This window comes from Streptomyces longisporoflavus (assembly GCF_014649775.1).
GTDB classification, from domain to species: domain Bacteria; phylum Actinomycetota; class Actinomycetes; order Streptomycetales; family Streptomycetaceae; genus Streptomyces; species Streptomyces longisporoflavus.
The window spans coordinates 444,687-461,630 of the sequence record NZ_BMTR01000006.1 but is presented as its reverse complement, the minus strand read 5'-3'; the positions used below and the strand labels follow the sequence as shown (position 1 = coordinate 461,630).

Annotated in this window: 18 protein-coding genes and 2 pseudogenes; 9 read left to right on the top strand and 11 right to left on the bottom strand. The window is 71.7% G+C overall.

All coding sequences use genetic code 11. The features are described from left to right. Together IE226_RS15765 and IE226_RS15760 are read right to left on the bottom strand one after the other, a co-directional pair. Positions 1–180 (bottom strand): SulP family inorganic anion transporter (locus tag IE226_RS15765; protein ID WP_373306959.1); only part of this gene is annotated, 180 nt, incomplete at its 3' end. 126 nt (positions 181–306) lie between these two features. After that, positions 307–1,530 (bottom strand): 4-hydroxybenzoate 3-monooxygenase, encoded by a 1,224-nt coding sequence (locus IE226_RS15760; protein WP_190081818.1) that lies wholly within the window; start codon positions 1,528–1,530, stop codon positions 307–309. 123 nt (positions 1,531–1,653) lie between these two features. Here IE226_RS15760 and IE226_RS15755 point away from each other — a divergent pair, with 123 nt between their 5' ends. Both IE226_RS15755 and cpt read left to right on the top strand, forming a co-directional pair. Then, positions 1,654–2,121: a hypothetical protein gene (locus IE226_RS15755; RefSeq protein WP_308429467.1), complete on the top strand. Its 468-nt coding sequence runs from the start codon at positions 1,654–1,656 to the stop codon at positions 2,119–2,121. A gap of 61 nt (positions 2,122–2,182) precedes the next feature. Beyond that, the gene (gene cpt, locus IE226_RS15750) at positions 2,183–2,716 is read left to right on the top strand and encodes a chloramphenicol phosphotransferase CPT (protein WP_190081817.1); all 534 of its coding nucleotides are present in this window, start codon (positions 2,183–2,185) and stop codon (positions 2,714–2,716) included. Positions 2,717–2,970: 254 nt separating this feature from the next. On the opposite strand, the gene IE226_RS15745 is transcribed toward cpt, so the two are convergent. The 3 genes from IE226_RS15745 to IE226_RS15735 all read right to left on the bottom strand — a co-directional run bounded on the left by IE226_RS15745 (position 2,971) and on the right by IE226_RS15735 (position 6,868). Next, entirely contained in the window at positions 2,971–3,327 is a 357-nt protein-coding gene (locus IE226_RS15745) for a PRC-barrel domain-containing protein (RefSeq protein ID WP_190081816.1), read from the bottom strand. 148 nt (positions 3,328–3,475) lie between these two features. After that, on the bottom strand, positions 3,476–5,524 hold the full coding sequence (locus IE226_RS15740) for a CocE/NonD family hydrolase (RefSeq protein WP_190081815.1): 2,049 nt from the start codon (positions 5,522–5,524) through the stop codon (positions 3,476–3,478). A gap of 39 nt (positions 5,525–5,563) precedes the next feature. After that, entirely contained in the window at positions 5,564–6,868 is a 1,305-nt protein-coding gene (locus IE226_RS15735) for an ATP-grasp domain-containing protein (RefSeq protein ID WP_190081814.1), read from the bottom strand. Positions 6,869–7,234: 366 nt separating this feature from the next. On the opposite strand from IE226_RS15735, the gene IE226_RS15730 reads away from it, so the two are divergent. The 3 genes from IE226_RS15730 to IE226_RS15720 are packed head-to-tail and all read left to right on the top strand — an operon-like array spanning position 7,235 to position 9,291. Then, a complete protein-coding gene (locus tag IE226_RS15730) occupies positions 7,235–7,924 on the top strand; it encodes a HemK2/MTQ2 family protein methyltransferase (protein WP_190081813.1) in 690 nt (229 codons plus the stop codon). Next, on the top strand, positions 7,908–8,249 hold the full coding sequence (locus IE226_RS15725; protein WP_190081812.1) for a CDGSH iron-sulfur domain-containing protein: 342 nt from the start codon (positions 7,908–7,910) through the stop codon (positions 8,247–8,249). The genes IE226_RS15730 and IE226_RS15725 overlap by 17 nt, the downstream gene beginning before the upstream one ends. Beyond that, a complete protein-coding gene (locus IE226_RS15720) occupies positions 8,239–9,291 on the top strand; it encodes an iron-containing redox enzyme family protein (RefSeq protein WP_190081811.1) in 1,053 nt (350 codons plus the stop codon). Before IE226_RS15725 ends, IE226_RS15720 begins: the two co-directional genes overlap by 11 nt. A 26-nt stretch (positions 9,292–9,317) precedes the next feature. Here the strand turns inward: IE226_RS15720 and IE226_RS15715 are convergent, their stop codons facing one another. Then, complete coding sequence (locus IE226_RS15715; RefSeq protein WP_190081810.1) at positions 9,318–10,343, bottom strand: MerR family transcriptional regulator; 1,026 nt, start codon at positions 10,341–10,343, stop codon at positions 9,318–9,320. A gap of 154 nt (positions 10,344–10,497) precedes the next feature. Between IE226_RS15715 and IE226_RS15710 the strand changes: the two genes are divergently transcribed. After that, entirely contained in the window at positions 10,498–11,055 is a 558-nt protein-coding gene (locus IE226_RS15710; RefSeq protein ID WP_190081809.1) for an RNA polymerase sigma factor, read from the top strand. Between the two features lie 237 nt (positions 11,056–11,292). Here the strand turns inward: IE226_RS15710 and IE226_RS15705 are convergent. Beyond that, a pseudogene (locus tag IE226_RS15705) lies at positions 11,293–11,457 on the bottom strand (peptidoglycan-binding protein); the annotation flags it as partial. A gap of 219 nt (positions 11,458–11,676) precedes the next feature. Here IE226_RS15705 and IE226_RS15700 point away from each other — a divergent pair. After that, positions 11,677–12,291 carry a TIGR04222 domain-containing membrane protein gene (locus IE226_RS15700; RefSeq protein WP_229870984.1) on the top strand — a complete coding sequence of 205 codons (615 nt, stop codon included), beginning with the start codon at positions 11,677–11,679 and terminating at the stop codon, positions 12,289–12,291. Positions 12,292–12,316: 25 nt separating this feature from the next. Here IE226_RS15700 and IE226_RS15695 read toward each other — a convergent pair. Further along, positions 12,317–13,009, bottom strand: a pseudogene (locus IE226_RS15695) (dioxygenase family protein); the annotation flags it as partial. Between the two features lie 44 nt (positions 13,010–13,053). Continuing rightward, positions 13,054–14,010: a helix-turn-helix transcriptional regulator gene (locus tag IE226_RS15690; RefSeq protein ID WP_190081807.1), complete on the bottom strand. Its 957-nt coding sequence runs from the start codon at positions 14,008–14,010 to the stop codon at positions 13,054–13,056. Between the two features lie 175 nt (positions 14,011–14,185). On the opposite strand from IE226_RS15690, the gene IE226_RS15685 reads away from it, so the two are divergent. Further along, positions 14,186–14,944 carry a PP2C family protein-serine/threonine phosphatase gene (locus IE226_RS15685; RefSeq protein WP_190081806.1) on the top strand — a complete coding sequence of 253 codons (759 nt, stop codon included), beginning with the start codon at positions 14,186–14,188 and terminating at the stop codon, positions 14,942–14,944. A gap of 80 nt (positions 14,945–15,024) precedes the next feature. After that, complete coding sequence (locus tag IE226_RS15680; RefSeq protein ID WP_190081805.1) at positions 15,025–15,645, top strand: L-threonylcarbamoyladenylate synthase; 621 nt, start codon at positions 15,025–15,027, stop codon at positions 15,643–15,645. A 13-nt stretch (positions 15,646–15,658) separates the two neighbouring features. Here IE226_RS15680 and IE226_RS15675 read toward each other — a convergent pair whose 3' ends face one another. Beyond that, positions 15,659–16,318: an alpha-ketoglutarate-dependent dioxygenase AlkB family protein gene (locus IE226_RS15675; RefSeq protein WP_190081804.1), complete on the bottom strand. Its 660-nt coding sequence runs from the start codon at positions 16,316–16,318 to the stop codon at positions 15,659–15,661. After that, positions 16,315–16,878, bottom strand: coding sequence for a type 1 periplasmic-binding domain-containing protein (locus IE226_RS15670; protein ID WP_190081803.1), 564 nt, complete (start codon positions 16,876–16,878; stop codon positions 16,315–16,317). The genes IE226_RS15675 and IE226_RS15670 overlap by 4 nt, the downstream gene beginning before the upstream one ends. Positions 16,879–16,944 lie beyond the last annotated feature (66 nt).

Genomic DNA, 16,944 nt, shown 5'->3' with positions numbered 1-16,944 from the left:
GAACAGACCGATCGCCGGATCGACCCCGGCGATGATCGAGAACGAGATCGCCTCGGGGATCAGCGCGAGACCGACCACCAGACCGGCGAGTGCCTCGGTGCGCCAGACCTTCGGGTCGGACAGCCAGTCGGGGCGCAGACCGCGCAGCCGGGCGGCCGGGGACAGTGCGGACGTGGACAAGAGAGGTACCTGTCGTGCTCGGGCAGCGCCTGGCATCACCCGGGGCGTGCGAAAAGTGCGGTGCGGGGGGCGCGGGCCGACCCCGCGAACAGCAATCCTAACGTTGCGGTAGAGGTCGAGGGCGGGTCAGTCGCCGGCGCCCTTTCCGATGTAGAGCTCGGCGAACGCGGCCGCTGCGGCCGGCGAGCGGAGAATCCTGCGCAGCCTGGCGGCGGCGATGCCCGCCCGGAACGGGTCGCCCGACGACGTCCCGTGCAGCAGCTCGGAGAGCCACTGGGAGAACTCCTGGTACTGCCACACCCTCGGCAGGCAGGCCGCCGAGTAGCCGTTCAGGGCGCTGTCGTCCCCTTGCGTGCACAGGGCGACGAGTGCGTCGCCGAGCAGCAGCGCGTCGTGCAGCGCCAGGTTCATGCCCTTCGCGGCGATCGGAGCGGCGAGGTGGGCGGCGTCGCCCGCGAGATACAGCCGCCCGTGGGACATGGGCTCCACGACGTAGTTGTGCATGTCCAGGACGCGCTTCTCGATCAGTCGCCCCTCGGTGAGCGGCGGTGCCCCCGCCGCCGAGAGGCGGGCGTGCAGTTCGGACCAGACACGCTCGTGCGGCCAGTTCCCGGAGTCGTCGCCGGGCGGGCACTGGAGGTAGTAGCGGGTGATTTCGGGGCTTCGGGCCATGTGGGCCGCGAAGCCGCGGGGGTGGAGGCCGAAGACGACGCAGTCCGATGACGGCGGCGCCTCGGCGAGGAGAGCGAGCCAGCCGATGCCGTAGTCGTGCCGGGCAACGCCGGCCTGCCCTGCTTCCGCGTAGGTGCGGGTCACGCCGCGCGCGCCGTCGCAGCCCGCGACGGCGTCGCAGTCGACGCGTATGCGCTCGCCCGTCTCCGGGTCCGTGTACGACACCGAGGGGCGGTCCGTGTCGATGCCGTGCAGTTTCACGTCGCGTACGCCGAAACGGATGTCGCCGCCCGCGCGGTCGGCATAGGCGCGTACCAGGTCCGTCACCAACAGGGGCTGCGGATAGACGAAGTGCCGGTGCCCCGACAGCTCGCCGTAAGGGAACCGGTGGCGCTCCCCCGCCAGGCGGAACTCGCATGCGCCGTGCGTCTGCGCGTGCGCGAGGAGCCGGTCGGCGAGCCCCCGCTGCTCCAGGGCGCGCACCGCCCACTCCTCGATGAAGCCCGCGCGGGGCCGCTGTTCGATGAACTGCCGACTCTCCGTCTCCAGGACCACGCAGTCCACCGAGGCGGCACGCAGGATGTTGGCGACGGTGAGCCCCGCGGGTCCCGCTCCGACGACGACGATCCGGGCGCGCCGTCGCGTCGCGGGGTGCTCGGGGGCCGGGGCGAGGTCCATCCGGAAATTATGACGGGTACACGACGAGCGAGAGACCACTCCGGATCTGGTGCGACAATCTGGCCGGGACCTTGCCCGTGCCCGATCCACGGTGCGTCGGTCCTGTTGCGGGCGGCGCCGGTCATGGACGTCCCCGGGGCAGCGGCGCCCCGGCGGACCGGCGGTGGGGAGGAGTCGATGGTGCTGGAGTGGCGGTACATCGCCAAGGGCGTACGGGTCGTTCCCGAACCCGTGGCCACGCCCTTCCTCTGGACGGCAGCCTGTGCGGGCACGTTCGCGCTGGTGACCGTGCTCGATCTGGTCGGGGCGCTCGACCGCACGGGGTTCGCGCTCGCGGCTCTCTCGGTGCTTGCCGCGCTGCTCGGCGTGCGGGGCAGGTTCGCCGCGGCGCCGGGGACGGCCCTGCTGTGCTGGATGCTCCTGAACTATTTCGCCGTCCATCCCGTCGGGGAGATCTCCTGGGCCGGACACCGCGACCCCGAGTGGATGGCCTGCCTGCTGGGCGCCGCCCTCATCGGCACGACGACGGGCCGCGTCCTGTACGCACGCGCCGCCTACCGCCGCATCAGCCCGTACGACGGCACGGGCTGACCGGGGCCGCAGACGCGGGAAATCGTTTCGCTCGGCGCCGTGCTGCTTCTACCGTGGCGCGGTGACTACTCAAGTGATCGTCCTCAACGGTGGTTCAAGCTCCGGCAAATCCGGCATCGCACGGTGTCTTCAGGCGGTGCTTCCGGATCCGTGGCTGACGTTCGGGTGCGACACGTTCGTCGAGGCGCTGCCCGCGTCCCTGCGGACCGCGTCGGACGGGATCGAGGTCGCCGCGGACGGCGAGGTGAGCGTCGGCCCGGAGTTCCGCGCACTGGAGGCGGCATGGATCGCGGGGATCGCTGCGATGGCCCGGGCCGGCGCCAGGGTCATCGTCGACGAGGTCTTCCTCGGCGGCCCGGCGTCCCGGGAGCGCTGGCAGAAGTCACTCGGCGATCTGGCGGTCCTCTGGGTCGGCGTCCGCTGCGACGGCACGGTCGCCGCGGGCCGGGAGACGGCGCGGGGCGACCGGGTCGCCGGGATGGCGGCATCGCAGGCGGAGCTGGTCCACCGCGGCGTGCTCTACGACATGGAGGTGGACACGACGCGGACCGAGTCCCTGGAGTGCGCACGGGCCATCGCCGCCCGCGTCGCCTGAGCGAGCAGCCGCTGCCGGGCCCGGATTATCCGCTCCAGGCGGAAAACGCGGAAAACTGGGGGTGAAAAGGATGAGAACGAGGCCGACGGGAAAGCAGAGGCCGCTTCTTGTTCAACCGATTCACCGCCACACCGCCACACCGCCGGCGGAATTTATCGCCACAGTTCCGTGAAAAGAAAATGACGCCCGAGGCACCAGGTGCCTCGGACGCCATTCAGTGTCACCGGGGCGGTGCTTTCACGCCCCCGGCCGGGTCAGTGACCCGGGCCCAGACCGCCGTAGTAGCCGCCGATCTGGTCACGGTAGGCGGGGTCGCCCAAGTGCTTCTCCTCGTCGAACTCCGGAGCGTCCTTGATCTGCTCCTTGGTCCGCGAGACCAGGATCTTCCGGTCTTCGTGATCGATGGCGGTGACGGTGCTCGCAGGCAGCAGCACCTTCTTGCCGAAGATCCACGGCCCGGTGTCGACGACGATGTACTGGTTCGCGACCTCGTTCGAGTGCTTGTCGACCTTGCCGATGTGGCCGTCCGCGGCCTCGACCTTGTACCCCGCCAGGTCGGCGTCAGGGCCGTGCCCGGCCGTGGGGGTGTAGCTCCAGATTTCGTTGCTCATCGAGAACTCCTCGAATTGGTTTTCCCCGGAAGTCGGGGATTCTCATGGCGGGAGGGGATGATCAACCTCCAACGCATCGGGTGCCCTGCCGAATGGGGGCCAAACAGAAACTTCCGGCCGTCTCGCCGCCGCGAATTCGGCAGCCCGCTCACAGCAAGTCGCGGGGCACCTTTTCGTTCCAGGTCCGCGAGAACACCCGTCGGTCGCCCTCGTATCCGTCCAGGGTGGCGTCCACCATGAAGTGGCCCTCGTCGCAGCTGAGGACGGTGCGGGTCTCCACCCGTACGTCCCAGTCGTCGCGGCGGAAGGACATCGTCCAGGCCGACTCCCCGGTGGCGGAGGTGAAGTCCTCGGCCACGGAGTTGTAGCGCTCGTAGGCCCGGCGGCCGACATCGAGGCCGATGTCGTCGATGCGCACGGTGCCCCGGTCCTTGACGATCTCCAGCTCCGCGGCGTAGTCGACCAGGTCACGCTTGACCTGCCAGCGCTCCTCGGGGGCGACCAGCTGGGTCGAGGTACGCGGCCGTGTGCCTTCCGGTTCGTCGAAGGGCCGCGCGGGCACCGCGTCGGGCTCCTCCACCGGGCGGACCGGGAGCGTCAGGGTGCTCGACGCCTCGTACACGGTCATGAGCACCGGCTTGGGCGGCGGCCAGGCCAGCGGCCAGTACGACGTGGAGAGCGAGAGGCGGATGCGGTGACCGGGCGGGAAGGCCTGGGCGACGCCGTTGAGGGGGATGACCGCGCGGTAGCGGCGGCCGGGTTCGAGGGGGCGGGGATCGCTGTGCGCGTCGTTGCGGGTGAGGTTGAGCAGGCCGTAACTGACGCGGGTGGCGCTGCCGTCGGGGGCCACGTCGGACAGGCGGGCCGCGACCATGGCGACGGGTTCGCTGACCGCCAGGTCGAGTTCGACGGTGGCCGAACCCAGGATCTCCGTGCGCTCGACCAGCGGGTCGGTCTGGAAGACCAGCGAGCCACCGTCCTCCTCACGCTGGTCGTAGGGCAGGTCGGGGGGCGCGTTGTAGGAAGCCCACTTGCCCCCGAACTGGCCTACGGACAGCGGTGATTGGACGGAGAGACCCTCACCGGGACCCGCGTCGCCGGCCGACGCCTCCGCAGCCGTGAGCGGCGCGGAGAGCCCGTGGCGCGTGAGGCGCCGCTTGACGGGAGTGATGTGCGGGGAGGGCCAGGACGGCTCCCCCACCCAGCGGCCGGGGCGTTCCTCGTACGACGTGGAGGGCGGCACGCTGTCCTGCATCCACGTCCGCAGCATCGGGCCTTCCATGACGCCGTTGTCGGCGCCCTTCAACCAGTGGTCCCACCACCGCACCACTTCCTGGAGGTAGCCGATGGCGGGCCCTGGCTCGCCGAGGTGCGGAAACTTGTGGGACCAGGGGCCGATCAGGCCCTTGCGCGGCACGTCCAGGTTGCCGAGCAGCCGGGTCACGGCGTTCGAGTAGCCGTCCGCCCAGCCGCTCGACGCGAGGACGGGGCAGCGTACGGCCTGGTAGTCCTCGCAGACCGACGCGTGCCGCCAGTAGTCGTCGCGCCGCTGGTGCCGCAGCCATTCGAGCACCCAGGGCCGGGTGCCCTCCATCCGCTCGTGCCACATGTCGCGCCACCGGTCCCCGACCACGGCCGGATCCGGGGGCATGGTGCCGTAGGCGAACATGGTGCCCGCCTCGGCGAGGTTGTCCGACAGGAGGGCGCCGCCCATGTAATGCATGTCGTCGGCGTACCGGTCGTCGGTGAAGGACGCGATGACGATGGCGCGCAGGCTCTCCGGCTGCCGCGCGGCGACCTGGAGCGCGGCGAAGGCGCCCCAGGAGATTCCCATCATGCCGGTGGTGCCGTCGCACCAGGGCTGGTCGGCGAGCCAGGCCAGGACGTCCTCGGCGTCGGTCTGCTCCTGCTCCAGGTACTCGTCCCTGAGCACGCCCTCGGAGTCGCCGGTGCCGCGAATGTCGACACGGACGCACGCGTATCCGTGCCCGGCGATGTACGGGTGGTGGATGGAGTCGCGCTCGGCGGTCAGATCGCGCTGGCGGTAGGGGATGTACTCCAGGATCGCGGGGACGGGATCCTGGTCGGAGGACGTCGGCCGCCAGATGCGGGCCGCGAGGCGGGTTCCGTCCGCCACGGGGATGGTGACGTTCTCCTCTTCCTTGGTCTCGTACGGAAGGTCGTTCACGTAGCGCAAACCGGGGACGCTCCTTCGTGTTGCGGTGGTGACGGTGGTTCAGTCGTTCTTCGTCTCGCGGCCGCCGGGTTCGGCCTCGTCGAAGGTGAGTCCGAGGGCCGCCACACACTGGTCGTACTTGGCCCGCATGTCCTCCTCACTGTCCCCTCCGGTGAAGATGTGGGCCACTTCGTAGCTGTAGCTGTCCTGCTGGGAGATGTCCGACAGGCGCTGGCCTTCCTCGGGCACCACGTCGATGCGCACCCCGGGGATACGGCGCTCGATGCTCTCGATGTCCTTGCGCGAGGGCACGTTGTGCACCGTGGCGTCGGCGAACCAGCGGTAGTACCACTTGGCCGCCGTGGCGTACTCGCCCTTGCGGTAGGGCAGCTCGGGGTCCTTGCCGAGTGCGAGGCTCAGCATGCAGTGGTGGTTGGGCACGCCGTCGACGTACTCGAACATCTCCGCGTGTGACTGGGAGTGGCGCGGGTTTATCTCCAGGAGGTTGAGTTCGTCGGACCGCGGCTCGTAGAAGTACTCGATACTGAAAGTCGCCGCGTTCATGCCAATTCGACGCATCACCCGTTCCGAGATGTCCCGCAGCCGCTCCAGCACGGGCTCGGGGAGCCGCGACGGGTACTGGTGGCGCAGGAAGCACGGTGAGTCGGGGTACTGGATCGAGTCGATGATGCCGTAGACGGTGACCTCGCCCTCATGGACGTAGCCCTCGACCGCGACCTGGATGCCGCTGAGCGCGCCTTCGGCCAGGCAGACCTGGCCGCCCACGTCGGCCATCTCCGGGGGCAGCTCGACGCGGCCGAGGATGTCCTCGAACGGCCGCCCGATGCGGCCCATCCCCTCACGGATACGGGCGGCCGCTTCGGAGAACTCCTCCTGGTCCTTGACCCCGTACGCCAGTTCCGAGGAGTAGGACAGCGCGGGCTTGAGCCACATCGGGAAGTCCATGCCCTCGGGCGGCTTGGGATCGTCGCTCTCCGTGTCGACACGGCCGAAGGGCGGATGAGCGTCGGTGACCTTCCGCTGCTCCAGACGGCTCCAGTACTTGTGCTCGCACTTGACCACGGAGTCGAGACTGGTGCTGCGCGTGCCGTAGCGCTCGCTGAGGATCGGCACCAGCGTGCTGACCGGGAAGTCCCAGTAACCCACGATCGCGTCGATGTGGCCGTCGAACGCGTCCAGGACCCGCTCCGCCTCGGCGAGCAGCCCGGGGACCGACACCTCGCCCTCCTGCAGCTCCTCCACGGTCAGCAGAGGGTGGAAGACGTAGTCCTGCGCGCCGGGAACGGCACGCAGTGTCGGCAGGTTGGCCTCGTCGAGGCCCAGTACGAAGATGTTGCGCGGCATGACGCCCTTTCTGTCTCGGGGCACCCACAGCTGTTGCACCGGGTGGCAGGGATGGCCGCGTACCCGGGCTGCACCGGCGCAATCCCCGCCCCTGTCCCCCGCCCGGCGCGGTGCCGTGTCCGCGGCTTCCGCGGACCTCTCACGTGTGCGGCACGGATCACCGGGCACCTGGGGACCGAAAGTCGCGCGAGCGAGCGCCGAGCATCCAAAGGAACTCATGAGGCCACAGGTGCGTGCAGTCGCCCCGATTTGTCACCGTGCGTCATCACCCGAGTGGTGGCCGGTGCCGGAACAGCGGAATGTGGTGAGAGGGCCTGGCGGGAGCGGGTTCGGCTCCCCGCGGTCCACGACGAGCGGAGGTGAGTGATGGTCGCCGACACGACCGTCCCGGCTGCCCCGGGACGCCTGCTGACCCTCCCCGGGGTCTACGCACCGCAGGACGACACGGAGCTCCTCGCCCGCGCGCTCGGCCGCGAGGCCATCGGCCCGGACACCGACGTACTGGACCTGGGCACCGGAAGCGGCGCGCTGGCCGTCCACGCGGCGCGGCTCGGCGCCAGGGTGACGGCGGTGGACATCGCCCGGCGCGCCGTCCTGACCGCCCGCCTCAACGCGATGGTGACGCGGCAGCGCATCACGGTCCTGCGGGGCGACCTCACGGCCGCCGTGCCCGGCCGCACCTACGACGTGGTGGCGAGCAATCCCCCGTACGTGCCCTCCCCCTCCGTGCGGCCGCCCCGGCGCGGCCCCGCCCGTTCCTGGGACGCGGGGCAGGACGGCCGCGCGGTGATCGACCGGATCTGCGCCGCGGCCCCCGCGGCCCTGCGCCCCGGAGGCGTGCTGCTCCTGGTCCACTCGGCGCTGTGCGACCCGGACGCCACCGTGCGCCGCCTCACGGAGGAGGGCCTGGAGACCACGGTCGCCGACCAGGCCCGGATCCCCTTCGGCCCCGTCCTGCGCTCGCGCCGTTCCTACCTGCGCGGGCGGGGAATGCTGGACGGCGAGGACGGCGAGCACATGGAAGAGCTGGTGGTCATCCGTGCCGAACGCACCTGAGCCCGCGCAAACCGCACGAGAGCAGCGGCCCCGCCGCGTCACCATCGACCCCGAGGGGCCCCTGCTCGTCGAGGGACCCGTCGAAGTGGTCGGGGACGACGGCCGGGTCATCGCCTCCCGGCGCTTCACCGCCGCGATCTGCACCTGCCGCCGCAGCCGGACCTACCCGTGGTGCGACACCAGCCACCGCCGCCGCGTCAGGAGGGACGAGAACGCCCCGCCCGACGCCGAACCGGAAACCGGCACCGACGCCCGGACCACGACCCGCACCGGCAAGGACCACGACCAGGACTCCGAAGGGGAGGAATCAACCGATGCCCGCTGAGATCCAGAGCCTCGCCACGCACGACGCCCCCCGCGAGTCACGCCGCACGAGCCCTCCCCTTCCCGAGCCCCGCGGCACGCTGTCCCGCCTGGTGGTCGACACACTGCGCGGCGGCGGGAGCCCGGGCCCCCTGTCCCTGGACACCCACGACGCCGACCCCTACGGCGACGATCTCCAGCTCGCCCTCTACCTGCTCTACGAGCTGCACTACCAAGGCTTCGACGGTGTCCGCGAGGACCTCGAATGGGACCCCGAGCTGCTCGGTCTGCGCCGCGCGCTCGAAGGACGCTTCCTCGGCGCCCTGCGCGCCAACTGCCGGTCCACGGACAGCGCCGAGCACGCCCTGGCCGAGCTCCTCGTGGAGCCCGTCGGGTACAGCCGCACCAGCGTCGGCCACCATCTCCAGCGCGACGGCGAGCTGTGGCAGCTGCGGGAGTACGCGGCGGCCCGCTCGCTGTACCACCTGAAGGAGGCCGACCCGCACGCCTGGGTCATCCCGCGGCTGCACGGCCGCGCCAAGGCGGGCATGGTGGCCGTCGAGTTCGACGAGTTCGGGGCCGGACGCCCCGAGGAGATCCACGCACAGCTGTACGCCGACCTCATGGAGGACCTCGCCCTGGAGACGGCGTACGGGTACTACCTGGACGCCGCGCCCGCCGAGGTGCTCGCGACGGTCAATCTGATGTCCCTGCTCGGCCTGCACCGATCGCTGCGCGGCGCCCTCATCGGTCACTTCGCCGCCGTCGAGGTGACCTCGTCGCCGGGTTCGCGGCGCCTGGCCAAGGCGATGCGCAGGTGCGGCGCGGGGCAGGCGGCCGAGCGGTTCTACGACGAGCACGTGGAGGCGGACGCCGTGCACGAGCAGGTGGTGCGCCGCGACGTGATCGGCGGCCTCCTGGCGAGCGAACCCGGCCTGGAGTCCGACGTGGTCTTCGGCATCGAGGCCACGGGCTTCCTGGAGGACCGCCTGGGCGCCCGGCTCCTGTCCGCCTGGCGCGACGAACGCAGCGCTCTGCGCACGCCGTTGGAGGCGGCGGCCTGAACCACCGGTGAGCGATGGCCCCGGCGTCAGGCGGACGCGCGCACTCTGCCGATCTGGGACAGCGCCTCGCGCAGGCTGCCGGGGCGCAGCGCACCGCGCACCGCGGGACCGGCCCAGCCGGGCCCGGCCAGCATGACCACGGGCCGGCCACGGGCACCTCGTACCCCCCAGCGGGTGTCGGCGATGTGCCGGGCCAGCGGGACACTCGCGGTGGAGCGGGCCTGCGCCCACAGGACGACGACCGGCGGGCCCGTCCTGCGCACGGCGGCCGAGACCGCCTCGACCGGTACCGCCGCGCCGAACATGCGCTGCGGGATGCCGAGTTCGCCGAGGGCCGCGCTGAGCGCCTCCAGCGGCAGGCAGTGCTGTTCGCCCGGTACGCAGGCGAGCACGAGGGGCGCCCGCGCTCCCGGCGCGCTCGACGGGGCCGGGTCCTCGGCCTCGGTGGCGCAGCGGTGCAGGGTGCGGGAGATGTGCCAGGACAGCAGGTGCTCCACCTCCACGTAGCGGTCACCGGCCTCTTCCCATTTGCGGCCCACCGCGTGCAGGGTCGGCACCATCACCTCCTGCCACGCGGTGACCAGGCCCTCGCTCTCCACCACGTCGGCCAGCAGTTCCTGCATGGTGGGCGCGTCGAGCCGTACGGCGGCGCGCGAGAGGCCCTTTCGCCGGCGGACGAGCGCGTCGGGCGCATGCGGCGGTACCGGCCGTGCGGACCGCCTCGCTCGCGGCACGGGAGCCGTGCGGATGACCGAGCCGGGCGCGGACTCGGCGGCCGTCCCGGGGTCGAGCAGCTTCAGCGCCTCCCCGGCGGCCTCGGCCGGCGGCACTCCCGCCGAGGTGAGGCGCCCCATCTCCGCGAGGACGGCGATGTCCCGCTCCGACCAGCGGCGGTGATGACCGGGATCGCGTCGGGCAGGGCCCAGACCGTATCTGCGGTCCCAGGTGCGCAATGTCGTGGGTGACACCCCCAGGCGCCGCGCCAGTTCACCGGTGGTGACTCCGCCGCCCGCCGGCCGGTCGTCCCGCTCGCGGTGCTTGCCCTCGCTCATCCGGTCACGATACGACGCACAACCGATGCGAGTTGCCGTGCGCGAGCGGCTGTTTTCAGGATGACCGGATCGCGGCCGAGGGTACGGCGCGACTGCGTGTTTCTGTCCGGTCGGACGACGATTGTGATCGTCGGGAGGAGCTGACGAAGCGGCGATGAGCACTCCGGTGACCACCGGTCCGGACGCGGGCCCGGCCGGCGGCGACGAAGCCGACCTCACTTCGGCGTACCGCCGTTGGGGCCCTCTGGTGCACGTCCTGGCCCAGCGCGCGCTCGGCGACAGCCGTGACGCGGAGGACATCACCCAGCAGGTGTTCCTCGCCGCCTGGCGCGGCCGGTCCTGCTACCGGCCCGAACTCGGCAGTCCCGGAGCCTGGCTGACCGGCATCACCCGGCACAGGATCGCGGACGCGCTGGAGGCGCGCACCCGCCGGGCGGCGCTGGTCGAGGGGGTCGGAGCGCAGTACGCGACCATGGACCACCGCGCCACCGAGGGAATGGACTACGCGGTCGACCGGGCGCTGCTGACACAGGAGTTGGCGATGCTTCCGGCCCCGCAGCGGACAGTGCTGCGCCTGGCGTTCTACGAGGACCTCACCCACCCCCAGATCGCCGAGCGGACCGGCTGGCCGCTGGGCACGGTCAAGAGCCATGCGCGGCGCGGCATCCGCACTCTGCGGGTCCGCCTGGAGGACGTCCAGGACGAGGGGTGAAAAATTTTCGCGGACCGGTGCATCCGCGGACCCCGTTCGGGCGGAAGCAAAGGGTGACTCAGCTCGTTCATGTCCGCCACGCGCCTGAGGCCGGCAGGGTTGCCCAGACCCTGCCCCTGTTCGGCCTCAGCGGAGTCGGTGCCGCTGAGGCTGCCGCCGTTACCCCGGAACGACGGCCGAGAGGACTGTGGGTGGCGCACGTTCCGTCGCCACCCACAGTCGCGGATCTTTCACTGGTCAGGGGATCGGCGGGACCGAGGGCCCTTCCTGCGCGAGCAGGTCGCGGGCGAACTGCTCCCACTGCGCGTACCGGTCGGGATAGGCCGAACGCTGGACGGCCTGGCAGACGTCGCCGGGCGGCATCGTCTCCCAACCGTCGATCTGGATCAGTCCCGGGTTGCTGCCGAAGGGGGCTACTCGTCCGCTGCCGGCATCCGGCGCGACGCGGCCACTCGCGTCAGGTCGTCGGCCGTGAAGCGTCGCCGTGGGGCGGTCGCTGTCAAGAGAGGCGGGTGAGGCCGGGACCCTCAAGTTTTGCTCTGAAGCGGCCGGGGGAGGGATGTGCGCTCCCGCCGTCGGGCACCACAGCCGAAAGACGGGGTGTCCGAAGGGGGCGGGGGCATGCGGATGTACTTCAGGCGGGCCACGACGGCGGTGGGAGCACGGCGGGCCCTTGATGTGTACGACGTCGCGTATCTGGCGGGCGGGCCGCGGCGGGTGGTCGAGTGCGCGCTGATCGCGCTTGCCGAGGGCGGGCTGCTCAGGCTCAGGGCGTCGCGGGTGCGCGCCGTGGACGCCGTGGACGCCGTGGACGGGGAGCCGCCGGCACATCCGGTCGAGCGCGCCCTGGTCGCCGCGTGCCGGGGCAACCGCGGCACGGCGTCCGTGTGCGCGGAGCTGCGGGAGTCCGACGAGGTGGCACAGATCGCCGACCGGCTCGCCGAGTGGGGTCTGGTGACCAGGGCCAGGCACCAGCTGACCCGGGTCGGCAAACAGCGGCTCCTGGCGGCCGAGGAGGACGAGAACCTGCCGGCGTACGTGTGCGGCGGCCCCGAGGTCCTGCCCAAGGGCACCGTCCGGCGCGGTGTCATGGAGGCGCAGTTGATTCCGTCCGGTCTCGGCCGGAAACTGCTCCGCATGGGCAACGCCCTGGAGAACGGCATTGACTCCTCCGACCACTGCGACTCGGGGGGTTCCGGCTGCGGGGGCGGCGGAGGAGGCGGCGGGGGCGACTGAGGAAGCCGCCCCCGCGGGCGGGCTACTGCGGCACGTTCAGCACGAAGTCGAAGTCCGCCTCCTTCGCGTTTCCGACGGTGCGTACGTTCATGAGCAGCCGGGCGTCGAAGAGCGGGTCCGTGTTGTTGCGCGGTTCGCCGGGGAAGTACAGCTGCGTCGTGAGAACCGGGCGGCCGGGTGCCTGCACCTTGACGTGCAGATGCCGGGTGCGGCCCGGATACAGGCCGGGCACGATCGTGGTGAGCCGGAACGCGCCGGTCGCGTCGGTGAACTGGTGCCCCCGGAAACGGAATCCCGTGTTGTCGTAGGTCCCGTAGGTGTCGGCCTGCCAGAAGTCCAGCAGGACCCTGGATATCGGCAGGCAGGCACGCCCGAAGACGTAGCCGGTGACGGTGAGCCGGGTGCCCGGTGTGCCGGGCTGCAGGAGCGAGGTGCGCCGGGGGGAGTTGGGTTTGAAGTAGGGCCCCTCCATCTGCGGGGGTGTGGGGTCGTCGCCGTCGTCGCAGGCCGGGGTCGCCTCGGGCGTGACGCCCCGCTCCCCCGCGGTCCTGGCGAGGGCGGGGACCCCGATGAGGGCCACGGGCAGGGCCATGCCCACCGCGGCGGCCGCTTTCAGGACGGTCTTGCGACTCGGACCGCCGCTGTTGCCGCCTCTGTTGCCCGGGTCGCCGCCGCCGTCGCCCGTGCCGTCACCGGTCGTGCCGCTCTCGTGCTCCATCGCTCCTCCAGGGGGGTGGGGTGGGTTCCGGATCGGCACCGAAGCTATGCGCGGCGATGGGCGCGGGCGATGGACTCAAGGCGGTGGTCGTGGTGAATATCGCCGCCGCCGCGCCGGAAGTCTCCGGGCCGCGCGCCGGTCTCGCGGCGGAAGAAGCGGCAGAAATAGGCCGGGTCACCGAAGCCGACCCGCGCCGCGACCTGACGTACCGACAACTCGGTACGCAGCAGCAGGCGTTTGGCCTCGTGCACGCGGGCCTGCCGGATCAGTTCGCCCGGTGTGCGGCCGGTGGAGGCCTTCACCGCCTCGCCGAGGTAGCTCACCGACACGCCCAGATGCCGCGCGCACGCGTGCACGGACAGCAGGGCGCCTTCCGGGGTGCCCAGCAGGGCCACGAACTCCGCGGCGACCGAGCCGGACCGCGAACGCGGCTCGACCCCCGCGGCGGCCGGATGCCGTGCGGGCAGCCGCGCCGACCGCACCACGAGGACGTGCAGCAGGGCCCGCAGCACGCTCTGGAAACCGTCGGCCCCCGCCCGGTACTCGCCGTCGAGCTCGGCGATGAGCCGCTCGGTCCGCTCGGCCGCCTCGCCGGGCAATTCGAGCCAGGAGCGCCGTCCGAGCACGCGCAACGCGGAGCGGTCCGCCGGGTGGTCCAGGAGGAAGTCGTCGGTGAAGAGGATGACGTGCCCCGCGAGTCCGGTGACACCCTCCCAGTGGTGGACCTGGCCGGGGGCGACGAAACACAGGTTCGGCGGCCGCAGCGCGAAGCGCCCCAGATCGACGACGTGCTCGCCGGTGCCGCCGGTGATGTGGACGATCTCGTGGAAGGTGTGCCGGTGCGGGAACGGGGCACGCGACATCGGCCCGATGGTGTCGAACGTGCCGATGGCGAACGGCAGCGCATTGGGCATGGGCACCTCCAGGCGATGGGTCGGCATGCCTTCACCGCCGGGTAATCCGCTGTTCCCCTCACCGGGCAAGACCGTTGTACCGCGCATGCGTACGCTCCTCACCGCGACCGAAGACTGGTCCAGACCAGCCGATCCCCCACCATGGCACGCCCGGTCACCGCCCGGCAGAGGGTGACCACGGGCAGCAACTGAGCCGCGGGCGGCTCGCGGCGCGACAATGGTGGTGCGAGATACGCCTGCCGTTGCGGAGAGGCGGACCAGGATGCCGTACACCACAGTCACCGCGCTGAGCCACCCCGGGCTCGTACGCGATCAGAACGAGGACAGCCTGGCCGTCGGCCCGTGGACACTGTGCGGGACCACGAGCGAGAACCCGCAGACCCTGGGTTTCCCGCTCGGCAATCCCCTCGTCGTCGCGGTCGCCGACGGCATCGGCGGCCAGCCCGGCGGCGAGGTGGCCAGCGGCCTCGTCGCGCGGCGCCTCGCGTCGCTCGGGCCGCTGCTGGACAGCGAGCAGGCCGTTCGCGACGCGCTCAACGCCTGCAATCACGCCGTGTACGACGCCGCCGAGCACGATCCGGAGCTGGCCACCATGGGCACCACGGTCGCGGGGGTCGTGGTCCTCGGCTCCGAGCTGATCGTGTTCAACGTCGGCGACAGCCGCGTGCTCGACGTCAGCCGCCCCGGCGCCCCGGGCACGCTGCGCCAGGTGAGCGTGGACGACAGCCCGCCGCCCGCGCCGGGCCGGCGCACCACGTCGATCGTCACGCAGGCACTCGGCGGCGCGCTCCGGTTCAGCGCGGTCACCCCGCACGTCAGCACGGTGCCGCTCGTCGGGGGTGAACGTTTCCTTGTGTGCACGGACGGTCTGACCGACCCCGTGCCCGAGGAAACCCTCGACGAGCTGCTGACGGCCCACGACGGCGGCCGCGCGGTCTTCGAGCTGTGGAGAGCCGCCATCGACGCCGGCGGCCCCGACAACATCACGCTCGCGCTGATCACCGTCGTCGACGACGACTAGCGGCCCGCACCGGGCGGGCGGCCCGGGTGCGCGCCCCGGGGAAGCCGGGGACCGCTGAGGCGATCACGTACGCTCGGCGGATGGCCAAGTATTTTGACGTGCACCCCGACAACCCCCAGCCGCGCAGCATCAGCACCGTGGCCGACAGCATCCGCTCCGGCGCGCTCGTCGCGTATCCGACGGACTCCTGTTTCGCGCTGGGCTGCCAGCTGGGCAACCGCGAAGGCCTCGACCGGATCCGCAAGATCCGGAACCTCGACGACCGCCACCACTTCACCCTGGTGTGCGAGAACTTCGCGCAGCTGGGCCAGTTCGTGCACATCGACAACGACGTGTTCCGTGCGATCAAGGCGGCGACGCCCGGCAGTTACACCTTCATCCTGCCCGCGACGAAGGAGGTGCCGCGCCAGCTCCTGCACCCCAAGAAGAAGACCGTCGGCGTCCGCATCCCCGACCATGTCGTCACGCAGGCACTGCTCGCCGAGCTCGGCGAGCCGCTGCTCTCCAGCACCCTGCTCCTGCCCGACGAGGAGGAGCCGCTGACCCAGGGCTGGGAGATCAAGGAGCGGCTCGACCACCAGGTGGACGCCGTGGTCGACTCGGGCGACTGCGGCACGAGCCCGACCACGGTCATCGACTTCTCCGACGGCGAGGCCGAGATCGTGCGCCGCGGCGCGGGCGACGTCTCGCGGTTCGAGTAGCCGCCCCGGTCACTCACCCGGTCAGGCCGGTGACCCGCATCGTGATGTTCAGGCGGCCCGAGGCCAGACCGCACGCCGGGTCGGCGGTGCCCTCGTACACCTTGGGCACGCCGTGGAAGACGTAGCGCGAGGGGCCGCCGAAGACGAACAGGTCTCCGGAGGCCAGCTCGACGTCGGTGTAGGGCTTGGTACGGGTCTCTGTGTTGCCCACGCGAAAGACACAGGTGTCGCCGATGGACAGGGAGACGACCGGGGCCGGCGACCGCTCGTCCTTGTCCTGGTGCATGCCCATTCTGGCCTGCCCGTCATAAAAGTTGATCAGGGCTGTGTCCGGCGTATAGGCCGCGGCGGCCGAAGCGTCCGCGTACGCGGCCGTCAGCGCCCGGCGCCCCAGTTCGACCAGCCACTCCGGGAACGGGGCGACCTGCCGGCCGTTCACGTCACCGGCGGTACGGGTGTAGCGGTAGGGCTGCCAGTGCCAGCCCACACACACCGTCTGCACGGACATGACACCGCCGCGCGGCAGTGCGGTGTGGCGGATCGGCACCGGCCCCGTGGCCCAGCCGCGGCACGCCGTGACCAGTTCGCGCTGCTGCTGCAAGGTGAGCCACTGCGGTACGTGCACGGCGCCGGGGGCGATCTCCGTGGTGGGGCGGGGGATCAGGGCGCTCACACGGACTCCTCGGCGGGCGGGTGGGCGATGAGCCGGCCATGGCGTACGACCCAGGTGCCGCCGTCGGCGCTGGCACCGCGCAGGCCGTGCAGCACATCGGCCCCGGCGAGCGCGGGCATGCGGGAGTCCTGGAGGCCGGCGAAGGCGTAGCTGCGGGCCGGGTCCCAGTCGGTGGAGCGGCGCAGGCGGCGGGCCAGCTGGGCGAGGCCGAGCGGCGCCGCGGCCAGGACCCAAGCGTCCGGGAGCTCCGCGGTCAGGCGTTGCGCGGGGCGCAGCCAGGACGCGGCCGTCTCGGGCCAGCTCACCGTGGCGAGGACCGTGCCGCCGCGGGCCGTCCAGGCGTCGGCGAAGGCTTCGGCGGCGGCACGGGACGCGGTGTCGCGGCTATGACCGACGGCGACGGTCTCGATGCGCGCCCCGGGCAGGGTCAACAGGCCGATGAGGGAGGCGAGTTCGGCTTCGGTGTGCGCGGCGGGCGCGGGCAGGTCGGCGTGGGCGGCGAGATCGGCGGCGCCGATCAGGGGCGAGCGGGAGGTTTCCCGGTCCTTCAGGATGCTCATGGTGTGCCGGTGCTTTCTGGGTCTGCTGTACGGCGAGCGTACTGAGCGGGCAGGCAGACCGCACGG

Coding starts and splice junctions, on each gene's coding strand:
- IE226_RS15760 (WP_190081818.1), bottom strand. CDS start 1,530: ATGGACCTCGCCCCGGCCCCCGAGCACCCCGCGACGCGACGGCGCGCC.
- IE226_RS15755 (WP_308429467.1), top strand. CDS start 1,654: ATGGACGTCCCCGGGGCAGCGGCGCCCCGGCGGACCGGCGGTGGGGAG.
- IE226_RS15745 (WP_190081816.1), bottom strand. CDS start 3,327: ATGAGCAACGAAATCTGGAGCTACACCCCCACGGCCGGGCACGGCCCT.
- IE226_RS15735 (WP_190081814.1), bottom strand. CDS start 6,868: ATGCCGCGCAACATCTTCGTACTGGGCCTCGACGAGGCCAACCTGCCG.
- IE226_RS15730 (WP_190081813.1), top strand. CDS start 7,235: ATGGTCGCCGACACGACCGTCCCGGCTGCCCCGGGACGCCTGCTGACC.
- IE226_RS15720 (WP_190081811.1), top strand. CDS start 8,239: ATGCCCGCTGAGATCCAGAGCCTCGCCACGCACGACGCCCCCCGCGAG.
- IE226_RS15715 (WP_190081810.1), bottom strand. CDS start 10,343: ATGAGCGAGGGCAAGCACCGCGAGCGGGACGACCGGCCGGCGGGCGGC.
- IE226_RS15710 (WP_190081809.1), top strand. CDS start 10,498: ATGAGCACTCCGGTGACCACCGGTCCGGACGCGGGCCCGGCCGGCGGC.
- IE226_RS15700 (WP_229870984.1), top strand. CDS start 11,677: ATGCGGATGTACTTCAGGCGGGCCACGACGGCGGTGGGAGCACGGCGG.
- IE226_RS15690 (WP_190081807.1), bottom strand. CDS start 14,010: ATGCGCGGTACAACGGTCTTGCCCGGTGAGGGGAACAGCGGATTACCC.
- IE226_RS15685 (WP_190081806.1), top strand. CDS start 14,186: ATGCCGTACACCACAGTCACCGCGCTGAGCCACCCCGGGCTCGTACGC.
- IE226_RS15680 (WP_190081805.1), top strand. CDS start 15,025: ATGGCCAAGTATTTTGACGTGCACCCCGACAACCCCCAGCCGCGCAGC.
- IE226_RS15670 (WP_190081803.1), bottom strand. CDS start 16,878: ATGAGCATCCTGAAGGACCGGGAAACCTCCCGCTCGCCCCTGATCGGC.